This window comes from Mesorhizobium sp. M0051 (assembly GCF_040323235.1).
Lineage (GTDB): Bacteria > Pseudomonadota > Alphaproteobacteria > Rhizobiales > Rhizobiaceae > Mesorhizobium.
In genome coordinates, this window is the sequence record NZ_JAMYUT010000029.1 from 58,305 (window position 1) to 73,453 (window position 15,149).

The window sequence follows — 15,149 nt, forward strand, 5'->3', positions numbered from 1 at the left end:
TGCTCACGTACTTTAAGTACGCTCCGCTCCGGTTCTCGAAGAACCACGCTATTCGACTCGCCAGAGCGAATTCTGAAAGGTCCTATGCCGGCGCTTGTGATTTAAGTGCCGTTAGCCTCTCTGCCTCCGCCACCACCTCCGCCGGAATCACACTCTCCCCAGGCGCTGCCAAAAGTGTCGATGAATAGGGCCCGCGCGGGCCGGTGAGACCTGGCTCGGTTGCCAGGAACACCGCAACCGTCGGCAGGCCGAAAGCGCTGGCGAGGTGGGTCAGCCCGGTGTCGGCGCCGATCACCAGCGTCGAGCGGCCGATGATGGCGGCGATCTCGGCCAGCGGCGATTTCGGCATCACGACCGTTGACGGGACGGCTTTGGCGATCGCTTCGGCCACGGCCTTCTCGCGCTCGTTCGACCAGGTGGTGACCGGCGCCATTCCCCGCTCAACCAGCAGGCGGGCGGTTTCGATCCAGTCCTGGACGGGCCATTTCTTGTCTTCGCGGCTGGTGCCGTGCAGCAGGAAGGCGGTTTTCCCGGCGATGCCGGCCAGAGTGCCGGCCGGCGGCACAATTCCGGAATCCAGCGTCGAAAGCTCGGGCTGATAGCCGAGCGCCAGCCCGAACAGTTGCCGCGTCCGTTCGATGGCGTGCAGGTTGCGCGACACGGGATAGGCGACGTCGTAGAACAGAGTTGCCGACGGTTCGCGCGCGCTGGAGCGGTCGAAGCCGGCAATCGGAGCGCCGGCTTGTCTTGCAACCAGGGCCGATTTCAGCAGGCCTTGTGCGTCGATGACGAGATCGTAGCGGCACTCGCGCAAGGTTCGGCGCAAGGCGGCGGCCTCGCGCCAGGTGCCACCGTCGAACGGCGCCTTTCGCCAGCGCCGGATCGCCACCGTGTGAATTCTGTCGATCGCCGGGTGCAGCGCCACGATGCCGGCGAACGCCTCTTCGACGCACCAATCGAAGCTTATGTCCGGCCGGTTAAGGCTGGTATCCTCGACAGCCGGAAAAGTATGGATGACATCGCCCATCGAGGATGTCTTGACGATCAGCACCTTCATGCGGCGGCCGGGATTTCCAGCAGGCGGTCCGCCGCCGCCGCGACCTGGCCGACTTCAAGCGTCTTCAGGCAATTGAGGTGGCCGAGCGGGCAGATTTTCTGATGGCAGGGCGAGCATGACAGGCCAAGCCAGACCAGTTCCCGGTGCTCGGCCAGCGGCGGCGTGTTCCCAGGCGAGGTCGAGCCATAGACGGCCACGATCGGCGTGCCGACGGCAGCGGCGACATGCATCAGCCCGCTGTCGTTGGACACCGCGAGCCTCGCGGCAGCGATCAGGTCGATGGCGTCCTCCAGGCGCGTCTGGCCGGCGAGATCGACGACGCCAGGGGCGAGTGCGGCGATCTCCGCCGTCACGTCGCGGTCGTTTTTCGAACCGAACAGCGCGACCTTCAGGCCCTTGCCGATGAAGCCGCGGGCAAGGCCGGCATAGCTTTCACTCGGCCAGCGCTTGGCCGGGCCGAATTCGGCACCAGGCATCAGTGCCGCGAATTTTTGCGGCGCCAGCCCGAAGCGGTCGAGCAGGTCAACCTGGTTTTTCGTGTCCACGCTTAGTCGAGGCGCCCGGAAACTAGCGCCTTGGGCGAGGCCGAAATAGGCCTGCGCGGTACGTCGTTTGACGCTGTCGGGCAGCGGTACGATGTCGGTCAAAAGGCCATAGCGCATTTCGCGCAGATGACCGACACGGCGCGGAATGCGGGCAAAGAACGGGATCAGTGCCGATTTCCAGCTTCCCGGCAGGACAAAGGCCACGTCATAGCGGCCCTGCAGCAGGCGGCCGAAGCGGCGACGATGCGTGAATTCGAGCGCACCGGGTTTGAGCGGAAAGTCGATCTGCTGGCGGATTTCGGGCATGCGCTTGACCAGCGGCGCGGCCCATGCCGGCGCCAGCACATCGATGGCGGCGTTGGGATGCAGCTCCTTCAGCGCCGAAAACAGGCACTGCGCCATCACCATGTCGCCCACCCAGCGTGGACCGATCACGAGGATCGTTGGGCTCTCAGCCATTCGACATAGTCTCTGACGCCGGTTTCCACTGTCCGGAATTGGCCATTGTAACCGGCCGCGCGCAAACGTGACATATCAGCTTGCGTGAAGCTCTGGTAGCTGCCCTTGAGATGGTCGGGGAATTCGATGAACTCGATCTCGCCCTTGCCCAGCGTGTCGATCACCGTTTCGGCGATGGCGCGGAAGGGCTGGGCGCGGCCGGTGCCGCAATTGAAGATGCCGCTCAGATCCCGCTTCCACAGCCACAGATTGACGTCGGCGACATCGCCGACATGGATGAAATCGCGGCTTTGTTCGCCAGGCCCGAAGCCGTCATAGGCGCCGAACAGTTTCGGGTTTTCGCCCCGTTCGACCTGGTTGACCAGGTGGAAAGCGACCGACGCCATGGCGCCCTTGTGCGCTTCGCGCGGCCCATAGACGTTGAAATAGCGCAGGCCCGCGACCTGCGAATGGTCGGTATCGAACACCGTTCGCCTGACATAGTCGTCGAACAGCTTCTTGGAATAGGCATAGACGTTGAGTGGCCGCTCGAGCGCCGGGTCCTCGCGAAACTCCGCGCCGCCGCCGTAGACGGAAGCCGAGGAGGCGTAGAGGAAGGGCACGCGCAGTGCCTGGCTTGCATGCAGCAGCCGCTTGGAAAAGGCATAATTCACCTCCATCATGAACTTGCCGTTCCACTCGGTGGTGGTCGAGCAAGCGCCTTGGTGGAAGACGGCCTCGATGCGGCCGAGTGAACCTGCCTCCATGCGGGGCAGGAAATCATCCTTGTCCAGATAGTCGGCGATCTGCAAGTCGGCGAGATTGGCGATCTTGTGGCCGTCGGTGAGGTCGTCGACGATAAGGATATCGTCATGGCCTTCGGCATTCAGAGCTGCGACGATGTTGGAGCCGATCATGCCGGCGCCGCCCGTGACGATGATCATGTTGCTGGCCCTATACGCGTTTCACTTGCCGATTCCGGCCCTTATAGGGGAGGCAGGGTGGGCTGTCGATAAAGCAGGCGTGGTCGCCAGATCTATCATTTCTTAGGCTTGTCCGTTTTGTCTATTTTGTCTATTATGTGCAAAACGGAGTGGCCTATGAAACGCTATCCATCGACCGATCTGAAACAGAATCTTGGAGACGTGCTCGCGGCTGCCAGCCAGCAGCCTGTCTCCATCACTCGTCACAACAAGCCGAGATACGTCCTGATGAGCATAGAGACCTACGAAGCTCGCTTCGTCAACGATAGCCGCCGCGTCTACGCGACCGAAGACGCGCCACCCGAACATGTCAAGATGCTTGAAGAATACATGGCGGAGTTGGATCGTGATTAGACCCATCGCCGCCGACGTCTGGAGATATCCATATCTGTGTGGTATCGCCAACACGGAGACGGCGAGACCGAAGGCCGCAAGACACGGCCTGTCGCCTTCGTGGCCATCATTCCATAAGAAAATCATGTCCGCTTTTATCGCGGCTGTCCGTACGGGCCGGTCCGAAGCCATCCCGCGCGCCGACTGAACCGACAGGAGAGAGGCATGATCGTAAGGGACCAATAATGCCGTCGACCGAACTGCTCATCGCGTTTTTCGTCACCACCGCGATCTTCGCCTACATCCCCGGCCCCGCCATGCTCTATGCCGCGGCGCAGACGATGGCGCGTGGCCGCTGGTCCGGCCTTACTGCAGCCCTTGGCATCCATCTGGGCGGTTATGTGCATGTTTTCGCCGCTGCCGCCGGTCTGTCGGTGCTGTTTCACGCCGTGCCGACGCTCTACATGGCGGTCAAGCTGGTCGGCGCGCTCTATCTGATCTGGCTCGGCGTCTCGCTGTTTCGCAAGCGTGTGGAGGGCGATACGGCGCTGCCCGCTATCGAGCGCAAATCGGCACGACGTGCCTTTTTCGAGAGCATCACCGTCGAGGTGCTCAATCCCAAGACGGCGATCTTCTTCATGGCATTCCTGCCGCAGTTCATCGATGCCTCGGCGGCGTTTCCGGTCTGGCTGCAATTCATCGTGCTGGGCACGACAGTCAATTTGATGTTCTCGTCGGCCGATGTCGTCTGCGTGTTCCTGGCCGGTGCCGTGATCGGTCGCTTGCGACGTTCGAGCCGCGCACAGCGGCTGATGCAGCGGGCCGGCGGCGCGGTGCTGGTAGGGCTGGGCGTCCATGTCGCCCTGCAGAAGAGCTGACCGCCTGGGCCGTCGCGATCATGCCCTGCCGTTGCGCTGCATGGAATTGCGGTATATCGGCTTCGCCGTGACCGACCGACCTCGCAATCCGAGCACTATGACCTATCTGAGATCGACTTTTCCCGCGCGCCGCAGATGACATGATCAAGCACAATCCGCCTTCTCCCGAGCCCCTGCACCGCGCCATTGCGCGGTTCGGCCAGGCCACCGTGCTGGTGGTCGGCGACTTCATCCTCGACCGTTTCGTCAACGGCGTCATTGAGCGGATCTCGCCGGAAGCGCCGATCCCAGTGCTGCACGGGCGCGGCGAGACCTCGACGATGGGCGGTGCCGGCAATGTCGTGGCCAACATCGCTTCGCTCGGTGCTACCGCTGTTCCCGTCTCGGTAATCGGCACCGATGTGGCAGGCGACAGCCTGCTGCGGATGCTTGGCGAGCTTGGCGCCGACACGACCGGCCTGGCGCAGGAGCGCGGCCGCATGACATCGTCGAAGAGCCGCTTCAGCGCGCTCAACCAGCAGGTGTTGCGCTTCGACGAGGAGGAGGTCAAGCCGCTGGATGCGTCGGAGCGCGCCGGCCTGATACGTCATTTCCGCGCCGCACTGACGCGCGCCGACATCGTCATCCTGTCCGATTACGGCAAGGGCATCCTGCTCGACGGCGTCGCTGCCGACCTGATCGCCATCTGCCGCGAGGCGGGAAAGCCGGCGCTGGTCGACCCGAAGGGTCGCGACTATGCGCGCTATGCCGGGGCGACCGCCATCACCCCGAACCGTAAGGAACTTGGCGAAGCTGTCGGCCACGCGGTGTTTGCCGATGACGAGATTGTCGGCGCGGCACGTCAGCTGATTTCGGCGCACGGCTTCGACTTCGTCGTCGCGACGCGCAGCGAAAAGGGCATGAGCGTCGTCGGTCCGACCGAGGCGCGCCACATCGCGACCCAGGCGCGGGAAGTGTTCGACGTCTCGGGTGCCGGCGACACGGTGATCGCCAGCTTCGCGCTGGCGTTGGCCGCAGGCGCCGATACCGTCATGGCTGCTTCGATCGCCAATGCCGCCGGCGGCGTCGTGGTCGGAAAACGCGGCACTGCCCGGCTGACGGCCGAGGAACTCACCGGCGCGCTGTTCCGCTCGCACGGACCGACCGCCCACAAGGACGCCATCCTCGATGCCACATCGGCCGCACGCATGGTGGCGGCGTGGAAGGATGAGGGCTTGAGCGTCGGCTTCACCAATGGCTGCTTCGACATCCTGCATGCCGGCCATGTCAGCCTCTTGCACGCCGCGCGCAGCCAGTGCGACCGGCTGGTGCTCGGTCTCAACAGCGATGCCTCGGTGCGGCGCCTGAAAGGCGCCGGGCGCCCGGTCAATGATCAGCACGACCGCGCCTGCGTGCTCGCCGCCTTGGCTTCGGTCGATGCGGTCGTGGTGTTCGAAGAGGATACGCCTTTAGCGCTGATCGAGGCTCTGCTGCCCGACATACTGGTCAAGGGCGCCGATTACACGGTCGACACCGTCGTCGGCGCCGATGTGGTGCAGAAGGCCGGCGGACGGGTCGTGCTGGTCGATCTCGTCGCAGGCAAGAGCACCACCGGCACCATTGGCAAATTGCGTGCCGGCGGCATCACCAACTGAGGTTTTCATGGCTGATCTGAACGATTACCTGGTCCGTTCCGCGGCTGCGATCTCCGCTATGGTCGAGCGCGACCTGACCGGCGAGATGGAGCGTGCGGCGAGCGCCGTGGTGACGGCGCTTTCCTCTGGAAAAGCTTTGCTGATTGCCGGCAATGGCGGCTCGGCGAGCGACGCCATCCACATCGCCGGTGAACTGGTCGGCCGCTTTCTCAAGGAGCGCAAGGCCTACAATGTCATCGCGCTGCCGGCCAATGCCGCCGTGCTGACCGCCTGGGGCAATGACTATGGCTTCGACACGGTGTTTGCGCGCCAGGTCGAGGCGCATGGCGCGGCCGGCGGTGTGCTTCTGGCAATCTCGACCAGTGGCAACTCGCCGAGCATCCTCGCCGCAGCCGAACAGGCGCGGATGATGGATATGACGGTGATCAGCCTGACCGGCGACACCGGCGGCAAGCTGAAGTCGCTGACGGACATCCTGCTCAACGTGCCGTCGACCTCGACGCCGATCATCCAGCAGGGGCATCTGTGCCTCTATCACCATCTGTGCGAGGTCGTCGAAGCGCGTCTCAGCGATGGCTGAAACGCACGACACGCCGCCTGGATCCTATCCGCTGGCGGAGCCTGGCCTATGGGTCGAGCGGGTCGGATCGAGGGTCTTCTCCGCAGGCACGCCGGCGCTGTTCCTCGACCGCGACGGCACCATCAACCTCGATACCGGTTATCCTGACGATCCCGGCGAAATAGTACTGCGCGAGGATATCGCCGCAGTGATCGCCGCTGCCAACCGGGCCGGCATTCCCGTCGTCATCGTCACCAACCAGTCGGGCATCGCGCGCGGCTATTACGGTTGGGCCGATTTCGCCGCCGTCAATGGCCGCGTGCTCGAACTGCTGGGTGCCGAAAATGCATTCGTGGATATGGTCCTCGCCTGCGCTTATCACGAGGCGGGCTCCGGCCGGCTCGCGGCCGCCGACCATCCGATGCGCAAGCCCAATCCGGGCATGCTGCTGGAGGCGGCCAAGCATCTCGGGCTCGATCTGCAACGTTCGCTGATTGTTGGCGACAAGCTGGCCGACATGGAAGCGGGACGGCGCGCCGGGCTGTCGCAGGGCTGGCTGGTCGACGGGCAAGCGGCTGTTCAACCGGACTTCACCGTCAGGTCCTGGCGCGATCGCGCGGATTTCGACGGACTGCTCACCGCGATAGCGGCACTTGGCGCCGTTTCGGGCGAGCCGTGACGGCTCACACCGGATCGTTGTCTCGCGACGCTTCGTAGAGCTTGGCCTCGGTGGCGAACGAATACACCATCACCATCATCGAATAGACGAAGCCGTGCCGGCCGCACAGGAAGTAGCGCTTGGCCAGATAGAACTTCAGGAAGTTGCCGAACGGCGACAGCACAAGTTTCACGAGGCCAGGCTTCTTGCCTTTTTCGATCAGCGTGGCAACCTTGAGGCCGGAATAGGTGTTGGCTCTTGCCAGGTCTTCGGCGACGGTCATTTCGCGGCGATGCAGCAGCACGCCATTTTCAATCGTGCCGGTTTCGCCCGGCACCTCGAACGATTCATGGACCCGCAAGTTGAGGTCCATGGTGGCCTTGTCGCGGCGGAAAAGACGCAGCAGCCTGTTGTGCAGTACCCAGCGGTGCGCGTAGCCATAGCCCTTCAGCTTGTCTCGGCGTCTTATGTACCATCCGTCGAAGGCGTCATTGCGAGGCTGCGTCACGTCGATGATCGACTGCCTGAGCAGGTCGTCGATGGCCTCATCGGCTTCAATCGAAATGCACCATGGCTGCGTGGCCTGATCTAGCGCGAATTGCCGCTGGCGTGGAAAGCCCGGCCAATCATTGTGAAACAGCCTTATAGGGTAGCCCTTGGCGATGAACTCCTGAACAACATCCAGGGTGCCGTCCGTCGAGCCTGAATCGACGACGATGATCTCGGCGCAGAAGTCGACGCTTTCCAGGCACTGGCCGATCATGTCGGCTTCGTTCATGCAGATGATGAGCGCCGAAACGGGGCTAGCAAATCGAGTCATGATCTCACCCCGCGGCACCCTGTTCTCGGAAATTGCGCTGCTTGCGCCATCTCTTTTTTAGCAATCCCGGACGGAAACCGTTACACATTTTTCCCGGAATTGCTCCAGGAAACCCACCAGAGCGGGCACGGCAAAACGATCCGGCTTTCTACACGAGAGGCTATCGAACGCCAAAGCGGCCCTGGTGTGGCGAAGCCGAGAATTCGCGTCGCCGTTCGACCGACTCAAGGCTGTGCGAACGAGACCAGCCCTTCGTCCTTGACCCGGCGGATGGTGAGCGCGGTGCGCACCGTGTCGACATTGGGGGCAGAGGTCAGCTCCTCGATGACGAAGGTCTGGAAGGCGCCGAGGTCGCTCGCCACGCAATGCAGCAGGAAATCGGATTCGCCCGACACCATCCAGGCGTCGCGCACGATCGGCCAGCCTCGGGTGCGCTCGGCAAAGATGCGCAGCTCGGCGTCGGCCTGATGATGAAGGCCGATCAGGCAAAAGGCGACGACATCGAGACCGAGCGCCGGCGCGTTGAGCAAAGCGCGGTAGCCACGGATGATGCCGGCTTCCTCCAGCCGCTTCACGCGGCGCAGGCATGGCGGTGCCGAAATACCGACGCGGCTCGATAGTTCGACATTGGTCATGCGGCCGTCGCCTTGCAGCTCGCGCAGGATCTTCCAGTCGATGGCGTCGAGGTCGGCCTTGAGCGGCATGAGGGCTCTCGAGAAGTCAGTGGCAAGACGCAAGGATCTTGCGTGATTTCGTAATTAAACGACTTCGCTGTCCATTCCATCCCTTGCCCGGAATATTTCGCAGGTTCAGACGGCGCAAGGGTGCGACAAAGCTTTCCGGGGACGAACGCCAACTTGCCTTGCTGGCGTCGTGGGCAACACTTACATTACGCGCGGTAGCGACGAGTTTTCCATGCCGCAATCGCCGGCAACCCTCCGCAGAGGCTTTGAATGACCACCAAGCACGCGCCTGTTCTCATTATCGGTTCCGGCCCGGCCGGCTATACCGCGGCCGTCTACGCCGCCCGCGCCATGCTGAAGCCGATGCTGGTCGCCGGCCTGCAGCAGGGTGGCCAGCTGATGATCACCACCGATGTCGAGAACTATCCCGGCTTCGCCGACCCGATCCAGGGGCCGTGGCTGATGGAGCAGATGCTGAAGCAGGCCGAGCATGTCGGCACCGACATCATCAACGACATCATCACCGAGGTCGATCTCAACGTGCGGCCGTTCCGTGCCAAGGGCGATTCCGGAACCACCTACACCGCCGACGCGCTGATCATCGCCACCGGCGCGCAGGCCAAATGGCTGGGCATCCCGACCGAACAGACCTTCATGGGTTTTGGCGTCTCTGCCTGCGCCACCTGCGATGGTTTCTTCTATCGCGGCAAAGATGTCGCGGTGATCGGCGGCGGCAATTCGGCGGTGGAAGAGGCGCTCTATCTGTCCAACCTCGCCAAGAGCGTGACGGTCGTCCACAGGCGCAGCGATTTTCGCGCCGAACGCATCCTGCGTGAGCGGCTCTTGAAGAAGGACAATGTCCGCGTCATCTGGGACACGATCGTCGACGAGATCACCGGCCGTCCCGGCAAGACACCGTTGCCGCCCTCGGTCGAAGGGCTGAAGCTCAAGCATGCGGTGACCGGCGAGGTGTCGCACCTCAAGGTCGATGGCGTATTCGTGGCCATCGGCCACGCACCGGCAGTAGAACTGTTCGCCGGGAAGCTGAAGCAGAAGCCGAACGGCTATCTGTGGACGGCGCCGGATTCGACCCGCACCGACGTGCCCGGCGTGTTCGCGGCCGGCGATGTGACCGACGATATCTACCGCCAGGCAGTGACGGCGGCGGGACTCGGCTGCATGGCCGCACTCGAGGCGGAGAAATATCTGGCCGGCATTGAGGTGCACCGCGAAGCGGCCGAGTAGAGAGTTCAGATAACGGCTCAGAAATGCCGTGTAAAAGCCTGATTTTTCATTCAGACGCCAAAACAGAACGAGGGGAATCATGGCGTTGGACTGGGACAAGCTACGCGTGTTTCACGCTGCGGCGGAGGCGGGGTCGTTTACCCATGCGGCCGAGACATTGCATCTGTCGCAATCGGCGATCTCGCGGCAGGTCAGCGCGCTCGAGCATGATGTCGGCGTGCCGCTGTTCAACCGCCACGCCCGCGGGCTGGTGCTGACCGAGCAGGGCGAGATGCTGTTCCGCACGGCGCATGACGTGCTGATGAAGCTGGAAACCATCAAGTCACGGCTGACCGAGACCAAGGACCGCCCTTCCGGCGTGCTCAGGGTGACGACGACGGTCGGTCTCGGCGCCGGCTGGCTGACTGAACGGGTGCAGGAGTTCATCGAGCTCTATCCCGAAATCAGCCTGCAGCTGATCCTCGCCAACGAGGAACTCGACCTCACCATGCGCCAGGCCGATTGCGCCATCAGGCTGCGCCAGCCGCAGCAACCGGACCTGATCCAGCGCCGGCTGTTCACCGTGCACTTCCACCTCTACGCGGCGCCTTCCTATGTCGCCAAGTACGGCAAGCCGGCTTCGGTCGCCGAGCTGAAGGCTCATCGCATCGTCACCTTCGGCGTGCCGGTGCCTTCGCATCTGTCGGAGCTGAACTGGCTGGAAACGGTCGGCGATTTCGAAGGCGGACAAAGGGTGCCGACGCTGCAGATCAACGACATATTGTCGATCAAGCGCGCGGTGCAAGGCGGTGCCGGCATTGCGATGCTGCCCGACTACGTGATCAGCAAGGACTCCGACCTGGTGCAGTTGCTGCCGGAAACCGAAGTGCCATCCTTCGACACCTATTTCGCCTATCCGGACGCGATGAAGAACCAGGCCAAGCTGCACGTCTTTCGCGATTTCATCATTGCCAAGGCGCGCAGCTGGTCCTTCTGAGGGGCATATCGATATTCAGGTGATGAGGGCCTGCGAACGAGGGCTTCCTGCGCTTCCGGTACTCACGGATCCAATGTCCGCTCCGTTCCGGTTCTCGGAATCTCACGCTCTCGGCTCGGCCTGACCTGAATCTCAACATACCCCATGTGGCTCTGCTTGACCTAATCTAGCCCCGCCAAGGCGTCAGGCGAGGCAGCCAGCCAGGCACATTGCGACGGTAGGTCTCGTATTCGGCGCCGTAGCGGCGGGCCAATGTCGGCTCCTCGTAGAGCCGCACGAAGGAGCCCATGGCGATCGCGCCGATGACGGCATAGGCGACCAGCGTCCAGCTCGAGAACAGCAGCGCCTGGCCGAGGATGATCGAAAGCACGGCGACATACATCGGGTTGCGGACATGGCGGTAGATGCCGCCGATCACCAGTCTCTCGGTCGGCGCGACCGGAGCGGGCGTGCACAGCCCTTCGAGCGCAAAGCGGCCGAAGGCATGCAGCAACGCAGCGATCGCGGCGACGATCAAGAGCCCGCCAGCAGGGACAAAGCCCGGCAGGTTCGACCACGGCAAGCCCCAGCGGTCGGTCAACAGCCAAGGCACCAGCCCGGCAATCACGCCCGGGGCTGCAATGAAGAAGGCCGCACTGCCGGCGATCGCCGAAAACGTCCGCATGGCAGCTTTCCTCCCGATTGCCTTAGAAATGAACGCCTGCTGCCCGCTTCCACGTCACTGCGCAGTTTTGGCATCTCGAGCCGAGAACCAGCGACGATTGGCGAATCTGTAGTGGAAATTGCCCAGTGCAGCGCTCCATTTTGACGATTTTTCTGGTCCTATTGGCTCCTGGAATGGGGTAGACCACAGCCTGCGTCTTTTTGCATGCGAGTGTTGCAAAATAGATGCTTGTTTCTTGGGCATGATGAGCACATATATAGATCATCTCCTGGGCGCGTTCTCCTCCCATTAGCGCCCTCGAGTGTTCCCCTCTGGAGGTTAGCCTTAACAGGCACTTCCAATCAAACTCAGCCGGATCTTCATTGATCCGGCTTTTTTGTTGCCTGTGCCCTGCTGGGTCGGCCAAAAAATCCATCACAATTGCCGCGTAACAGTGACATGTAACCTCTGGTAACATATCGCGGACGTCCGCGGCCTGCTACGCCGACCATAGGACGCGGTGTGGTTCGGACGGGAGATGGGGGCATCACTCGTTCGGCCCGGGCTCAGGCGGCTACCGCGTCCGAACCGTTTCATCCGCCGAAGTTCGGCGATACACAATGCGGCGGACCTGCCGTTTTACCTCCCAAGGAAACGGTCCGCAGACAAAACGACGCCCGGTCCCCGCTGGGCGTCGTTTCTTTTTTGCCCCTCGAACCGAGGCGTTTGACGATGCTGCAGGTCAGGCAGCCTTGCCGTTGGTGTTCATTGCCTCGTCAGCCAGGCGACCCGTGAGTTCGGCCATGTGGTCGAAGACGGCACGGTAGCTGGCGACGCCCGAGGTGGCAGAGCGCAGTTCGATGATCAGGTCGCCGATCTCGGCCTGCGGCATGGTGGCCTCGACGACATCCCAACCCGGCCAGCCGGGCCTCGCATCGTAACCAAGGATCTGGCCGCGCCGCTGCGGGATGAGCGCAATGATCTTCGAGGTGGCATCGGACGGCGTGACGATCTCAACCTTCATCACCGGTTCCAGCAGCACCGGCGAGCAGGCGGCCATGCCTTCCTTCATTGCCAGCCTGGCCGCCATCTGGAAGGCCATGTCGGAGGAATCCACCGCGTGGTACGAGCCGTCCGACAGGTTGACGGCGACATCGACGACGGGAAAGCCGAGCGGCCCGGACTTCAGATAGTCACGCACACCGGTTTCGACCGACTGGATGTAGGTCTTCGGCACGACGCCGCCGGTAATGGTGTCGGTGAACTGGAAGCCGGAGCCGCGCGGCAGCGGCTTGATCTCGATCACCACGTCGCCGAACTGGCCATGACCGCCGGACTGTTTCTTGTGACGGCCGCGCTGCTGCGCCGGCTTGCGGATCGTCTCGCGATAGGGCACCGCAGGCGCATGGCCTTCGACCGGTATCTGGTTCTTGCCTTCCAGCCGCTCGCGCACCACGCGCAGATGCATCTCGCCATGGCCGGATAGCACGGTCTCGGCCGAGTCCTGGTTGTGGCGCAAGCTGAGCGAGGGATCTTCCTCGGCCAGCCGCTGGATGGCGGCCGACATCTTCACTTCGTCCTTGCGTTCCTTGGGGCGCAGCGCGAAGGCGAAGACCGGCTGCGGCGGCTCGAGCTCGATCAGCGGCTTGATGCCGCCCTTGACCGAACTCAGCGTCTGGCCGGTCTTCACCTCATCCAGTTTGCCGAGCGCCACCGTGTCGCCGGCCTTGGCGATGGTGAGCTTGGACTGATCCTTGCCAAGCATCCGGTAGATGCCGGACACCTTGGCCGTATCGCCGCCGGGCAGCCAGAGTTCGGAGCCGTCGACGACCTGGCCGGAGAGGATGCGCGACACCGACAGTTTGCCGCCATGCGGCGTGTGGATGGTCTTGATCACCTGGACCAGGGTGGCCGCGCCATCCGGTGCGCCGAGCCGCTTGCGTGTCGCGTCGATGTCGGGTGCGTCGTGGCGGATCGCCTTCAGGAGGCGCAGCACGCCGTTGCCTTTCTCGGCGGTGCCGATCAGCACCGGCGTCACCGCGCCATCGCGCAGATCGGCGGCAAGATCATCAAAGATGGCGTCCTTGGGCGGCTCGATCTCTTCGAGCAGCTGTTCCATCAACTGGTCATCGTGGTCGGCCAGCGTCTCCAGCATGGAGAAGCGTGCCTCGAGCTCGCGCGCCTTTTCGTCGCCCGGAATTTGAGCCACTTCGCTCTCGGCATATTCGCGATAGATGTAGGCACGCTCCAGCGCCAGATCGATCGAACCGATGACGACGCCGTCCTTGCGCAACGGAATCTGGCGCAGCAGCAACGGCACCGAGCTTGCCGGCTGCAGCATCTTCAGCGTGTCGCGCACACCGGTGATTGCCTTGTCGACCTTGTTGAGAAACAGGATGCGCGGCACGCCGAGATCGTCGAGCTTGCGCATGATCAGCTGCAGGGCGGGGATCTTCTTTTCGTCGGCCTCGGCAACGACCACGGCAAGGTCGCAGGCTGCCAGCACCGGCTCGGCCTCGAAGGAGAATTCGATGGAGCCGGGACAATCGACGAAGGTGATCTGCTCGCCCATGAATTCGGTGGTGGCGATCGTCGCCTCGACGCTCATGGCATGAGCCCGTGCCTCGGGCGAATAATCTGAAACGGTATTGCCTGATGAAACGGGATTTTGTCGGGGAATTGAGCCGGTACGGGCCAAAATGGCTTCGAGAAGTGTCGTCTTACCGCTTGCGAAGGGACCGACTATGGCAATGCATTTCGGTCCCGTGCGTCGTCCTCCGGCGCGAGTACCCATGACTGACCTCCACTCAGGCGTTTCCCGCAGGACCGACTGGCATTCATGGTTCAGGCGTGGTCAATCGGTCCTGAGCGGCGGCCGGCCTGTTCGACCGTCGCGGGCGGTTCTTTTCGTTTCGCTACCTGCCCAAAGCCATCGTCCCACTTGTTTGCCAGCAGGGCAAGAAAAATAGAAATCCGGCACTCGGAAGCGGACACGCGCTGCTCGGACGCTGGGCGTCGGCGGTCGAACACTGTTGCACGTTGGCCGATATCGGCCGAAACTGGGACAGGCGACCCGTCGCCCTCCGTTTCAAGGAACCATCGACCATGAAGATCATTGCCTGCGGCAGCGTGCCGACCATCGTAGCGCCAGACAAGTATTTCACCGGCCGGGTGTTGCAGACGCCGATCATCGAGAAAGAGGCGCCGGCGCGGCTGCGGGCCACGCTGGTCAGCTTCGAGCCGGGCGCGCGCACCCATTGGCACACGCATCCGCTTGGTCAGACACTCTATGTCACCATGGGCGCCGGTCTCGCGCAGACATGGGGCGAACCGGTTCAGGAGATCAGGGCGGGCGACGTCATCTCGTTCGCCCCCGGTGAAAAGCACTGGCATGGCGCGGCGTCGACATCGGAGATGACGCATATCGCCATGCAGGAAGCCCTTGACGGCGTCCATGCCGATTGGCTGGAGGCGGTAACCGCGGAGCAATATGGCGGCTGAGGGGCGAGCCCGGCGGGCTCCACGCCGGGATGCTGACGGCGGCGATTGCCGCATTCCAGGCCATCGCCCTGCTGGTCGCCGAGGCGGCGCCAGCCGAGGCGCGCTCGGCCAAAGAGGGCAAGCAAGAGGTGTCAGGCTGACGGCCAAAATAAAAACCCGGCGGTGAAGCCGGGTTTTCTGTTCCAGGGCTGACCCG

The 15,149-nt window shown here is 63.1% G+C and carries 15 protein-coding genes; 8 read left to right on the plus strand and 7 right to left on the minus strand.

The window, feature by feature from the left end; all coding sequences use genetic code 11:
- Window positions 1-82 precede the first annotated feature (82 nt).
- From waaC to rfaD, 3 genes are read right to left on the minus strand one after another with little or no spacing between them, the layout of a single operon-like run.
- A complete protein-coding gene (gene waaC / locus NKJ90_RS25715; RefSeq protein WP_352487121.1) occupies window positions 83-1,057 on the minus strand; it encodes a lipopolysaccharide heptosyltransferase I in 975 nt (324 codons plus the stop codon).
- Window positions 1,054-2,061 (minus strand): lipopolysaccharide heptosyltransferase II, encoded by a 1,008-nt coding sequence (waaF, locus tag NKJ90_RS25720; protein WP_023761275.1) that lies wholly within the window; start codon window positions 2,059-2,061, stop codon window positions 1,054-1,056. Before waaF ends, waaC begins: the two co-directional genes overlap by 4 nt.
- A complete protein-coding gene (gene rfaD, locus NKJ90_RS25725) occupies window positions 2,034-2,984 on the minus strand; it encodes an ADP-glyceromanno-heptose 6-epimerase (protein WP_023761276.1) in 951 nt (316 codons plus the stop codon). Before rfaD ends, waaF begins: the two co-directional genes overlap by 28 nt.
- Window positions 2,985-3,140: 156 nt before the next feature.
- On the opposite strand from rfaD, the gene NKJ90_RS25730 reads away from it, so the two are divergent.
- The 5 genes from NKJ90_RS25730 to NKJ90_RS25750 all read left to right on the plus strand — a co-directional run bounded on the left by NKJ90_RS25730 (window position 3,141) and on the right by NKJ90_RS25750 (window position 7,106).
- A complete protein-coding gene (locus tag NKJ90_RS25730; RefSeq protein WP_023761277.1) occupies window positions 3,141-3,377 on the plus strand; it encodes a type II toxin-antitoxin system Phd/YefM family antitoxin in 237 nt (78 codons plus the stop codon).
- A gap of 224 nt (window positions 3,378-3,601) precedes the next feature.
- Window positions 3,602-4,234: a LysE family translocator gene (locus NKJ90_RS25735; RefSeq protein WP_023761278.1), complete on the plus strand. Its 633-nt coding sequence runs from the start codon at window positions 3,602-3,604 to the stop codon at window positions 4,232-4,234.
- 140 nt (window positions 4,235-4,374) lie between these two features.
- Window positions 4,375-5,868: a D-glycero-beta-D-manno-heptose-7-phosphate kinase gene (gene rfaE1, locus NKJ90_RS25740; RefSeq protein WP_023761279.1), complete on the plus strand. Its 1,494-nt coding sequence runs from the start codon at window positions 4,375-4,377 to the stop codon at window positions 5,866-5,868.
- A 7-nt stretch (window positions 5,869-5,875) separates the two neighbouring features.
- Window positions 5,876-6,448, plus strand: a complete 573-nt coding sequence (locus NKJ90_RS25745) for a D-sedoheptulose-7-phosphate isomerase (RefSeq protein WP_023761280.1) — start codon at window positions 5,876-5,878, stop codon at window positions 6,446-6,448.
- Complete coding sequence (locus tag NKJ90_RS25750; protein WP_023761281.1) at window positions 6,441-7,106, plus strand: D-glycero-alpha-D-manno-heptose-1,7-bisphosphate 7-phosphatase; 666 nt, start codon at window positions 6,441-6,443, stop codon at window positions 7,104-7,106. Before NKJ90_RS25745 ends, NKJ90_RS25750 begins: the two co-directional genes overlap by 8 nt.
- Window positions 7,107-7,110: 4 nt before the next feature.
- On the opposite strand, the gene NKJ90_RS25755 is transcribed toward NKJ90_RS25750, so the two are convergent.
- Both NKJ90_RS25755 and NKJ90_RS25760 read right to left on the minus strand, forming a co-directional pair.
- Complete coding sequence (locus NKJ90_RS25755; RefSeq protein WP_031260750.1) at window positions 7,111-7,905, minus strand: glycosyltransferase family 2 protein; 795 nt, start codon at window positions 7,903-7,905, stop codon at window positions 7,111-7,113.
- A 224-nt stretch (window positions 7,906-8,129) separates the two neighbouring features.
- Entirely contained in the window at window positions 8,130-8,609 is a 480-nt protein-coding gene (locus NKJ90_RS25760; protein WP_023761283.1) for an Lrp/AsnC family transcriptional regulator, read from the minus strand.
- A gap of 249 nt (window positions 8,610-8,858) precedes the next feature.
- Between NKJ90_RS25760 and trxB the strand changes: the two genes are divergently transcribed.
- Window positions 8,859-9,833 carry a thioredoxin-disulfide reductase gene (gene trxB, locus NKJ90_RS25765; protein ID WP_023761284.1) on the plus strand — a complete coding sequence of 325 codons (975 nt, stop codon included), beginning with the start codon at window positions 8,859-8,861 and terminating at the stop codon, window positions 9,831-9,833.
- Between the two features lie 79 nt (window positions 9,834-9,912).
- Complete coding sequence (locus NKJ90_RS25770; RefSeq protein ID WP_023761285.1) at window positions 9,913-10,809, plus strand: LysR family transcriptional regulator; 897 nt, start codon at window positions 9,913-9,915, stop codon at window positions 10,807-10,809.
- A gap of 166 nt (window positions 10,810-10,975) precedes the next feature.
- On the opposite strand, the gene NKJ90_RS25775 is transcribed toward NKJ90_RS25770, so the two are convergent.
- The gene (locus NKJ90_RS25775; protein WP_023761286.1) at window positions 10,976-11,473 is read right to left on the minus strand and encodes a methyltransferase family protein; all 498 of its coding nucleotides are present in this window, start codon (window positions 11,471-11,473) and stop codon (window positions 10,976-10,978) included.
- Window positions 11,474-12,194: 721 nt separating this feature from the next.
- Window positions 12,195-14,246, minus strand: a complete 2,052-nt coding sequence (locus tag NKJ90_RS25780; protein ID WP_031260751.1) for an elongation factor G — start codon at window positions 14,244-14,246, stop codon at window positions 12,195-12,197.
- A 311-nt stretch (window positions 14,247-14,557) separates the two neighbouring features.
- Between NKJ90_RS25780 and NKJ90_RS25785 the strand changes: the two genes are divergently transcribed.
- Window positions 14,558-14,953 (plus strand): (R)-mandelonitrile lyase, encoded by a 396-nt coding sequence (locus tag NKJ90_RS25785; protein WP_023761288.1) that lies wholly within the window; start codon window positions 14,558-14,560, stop codon window positions 14,951-14,953.
- Window positions 14,954-15,149 lie beyond the last annotated feature (196 nt).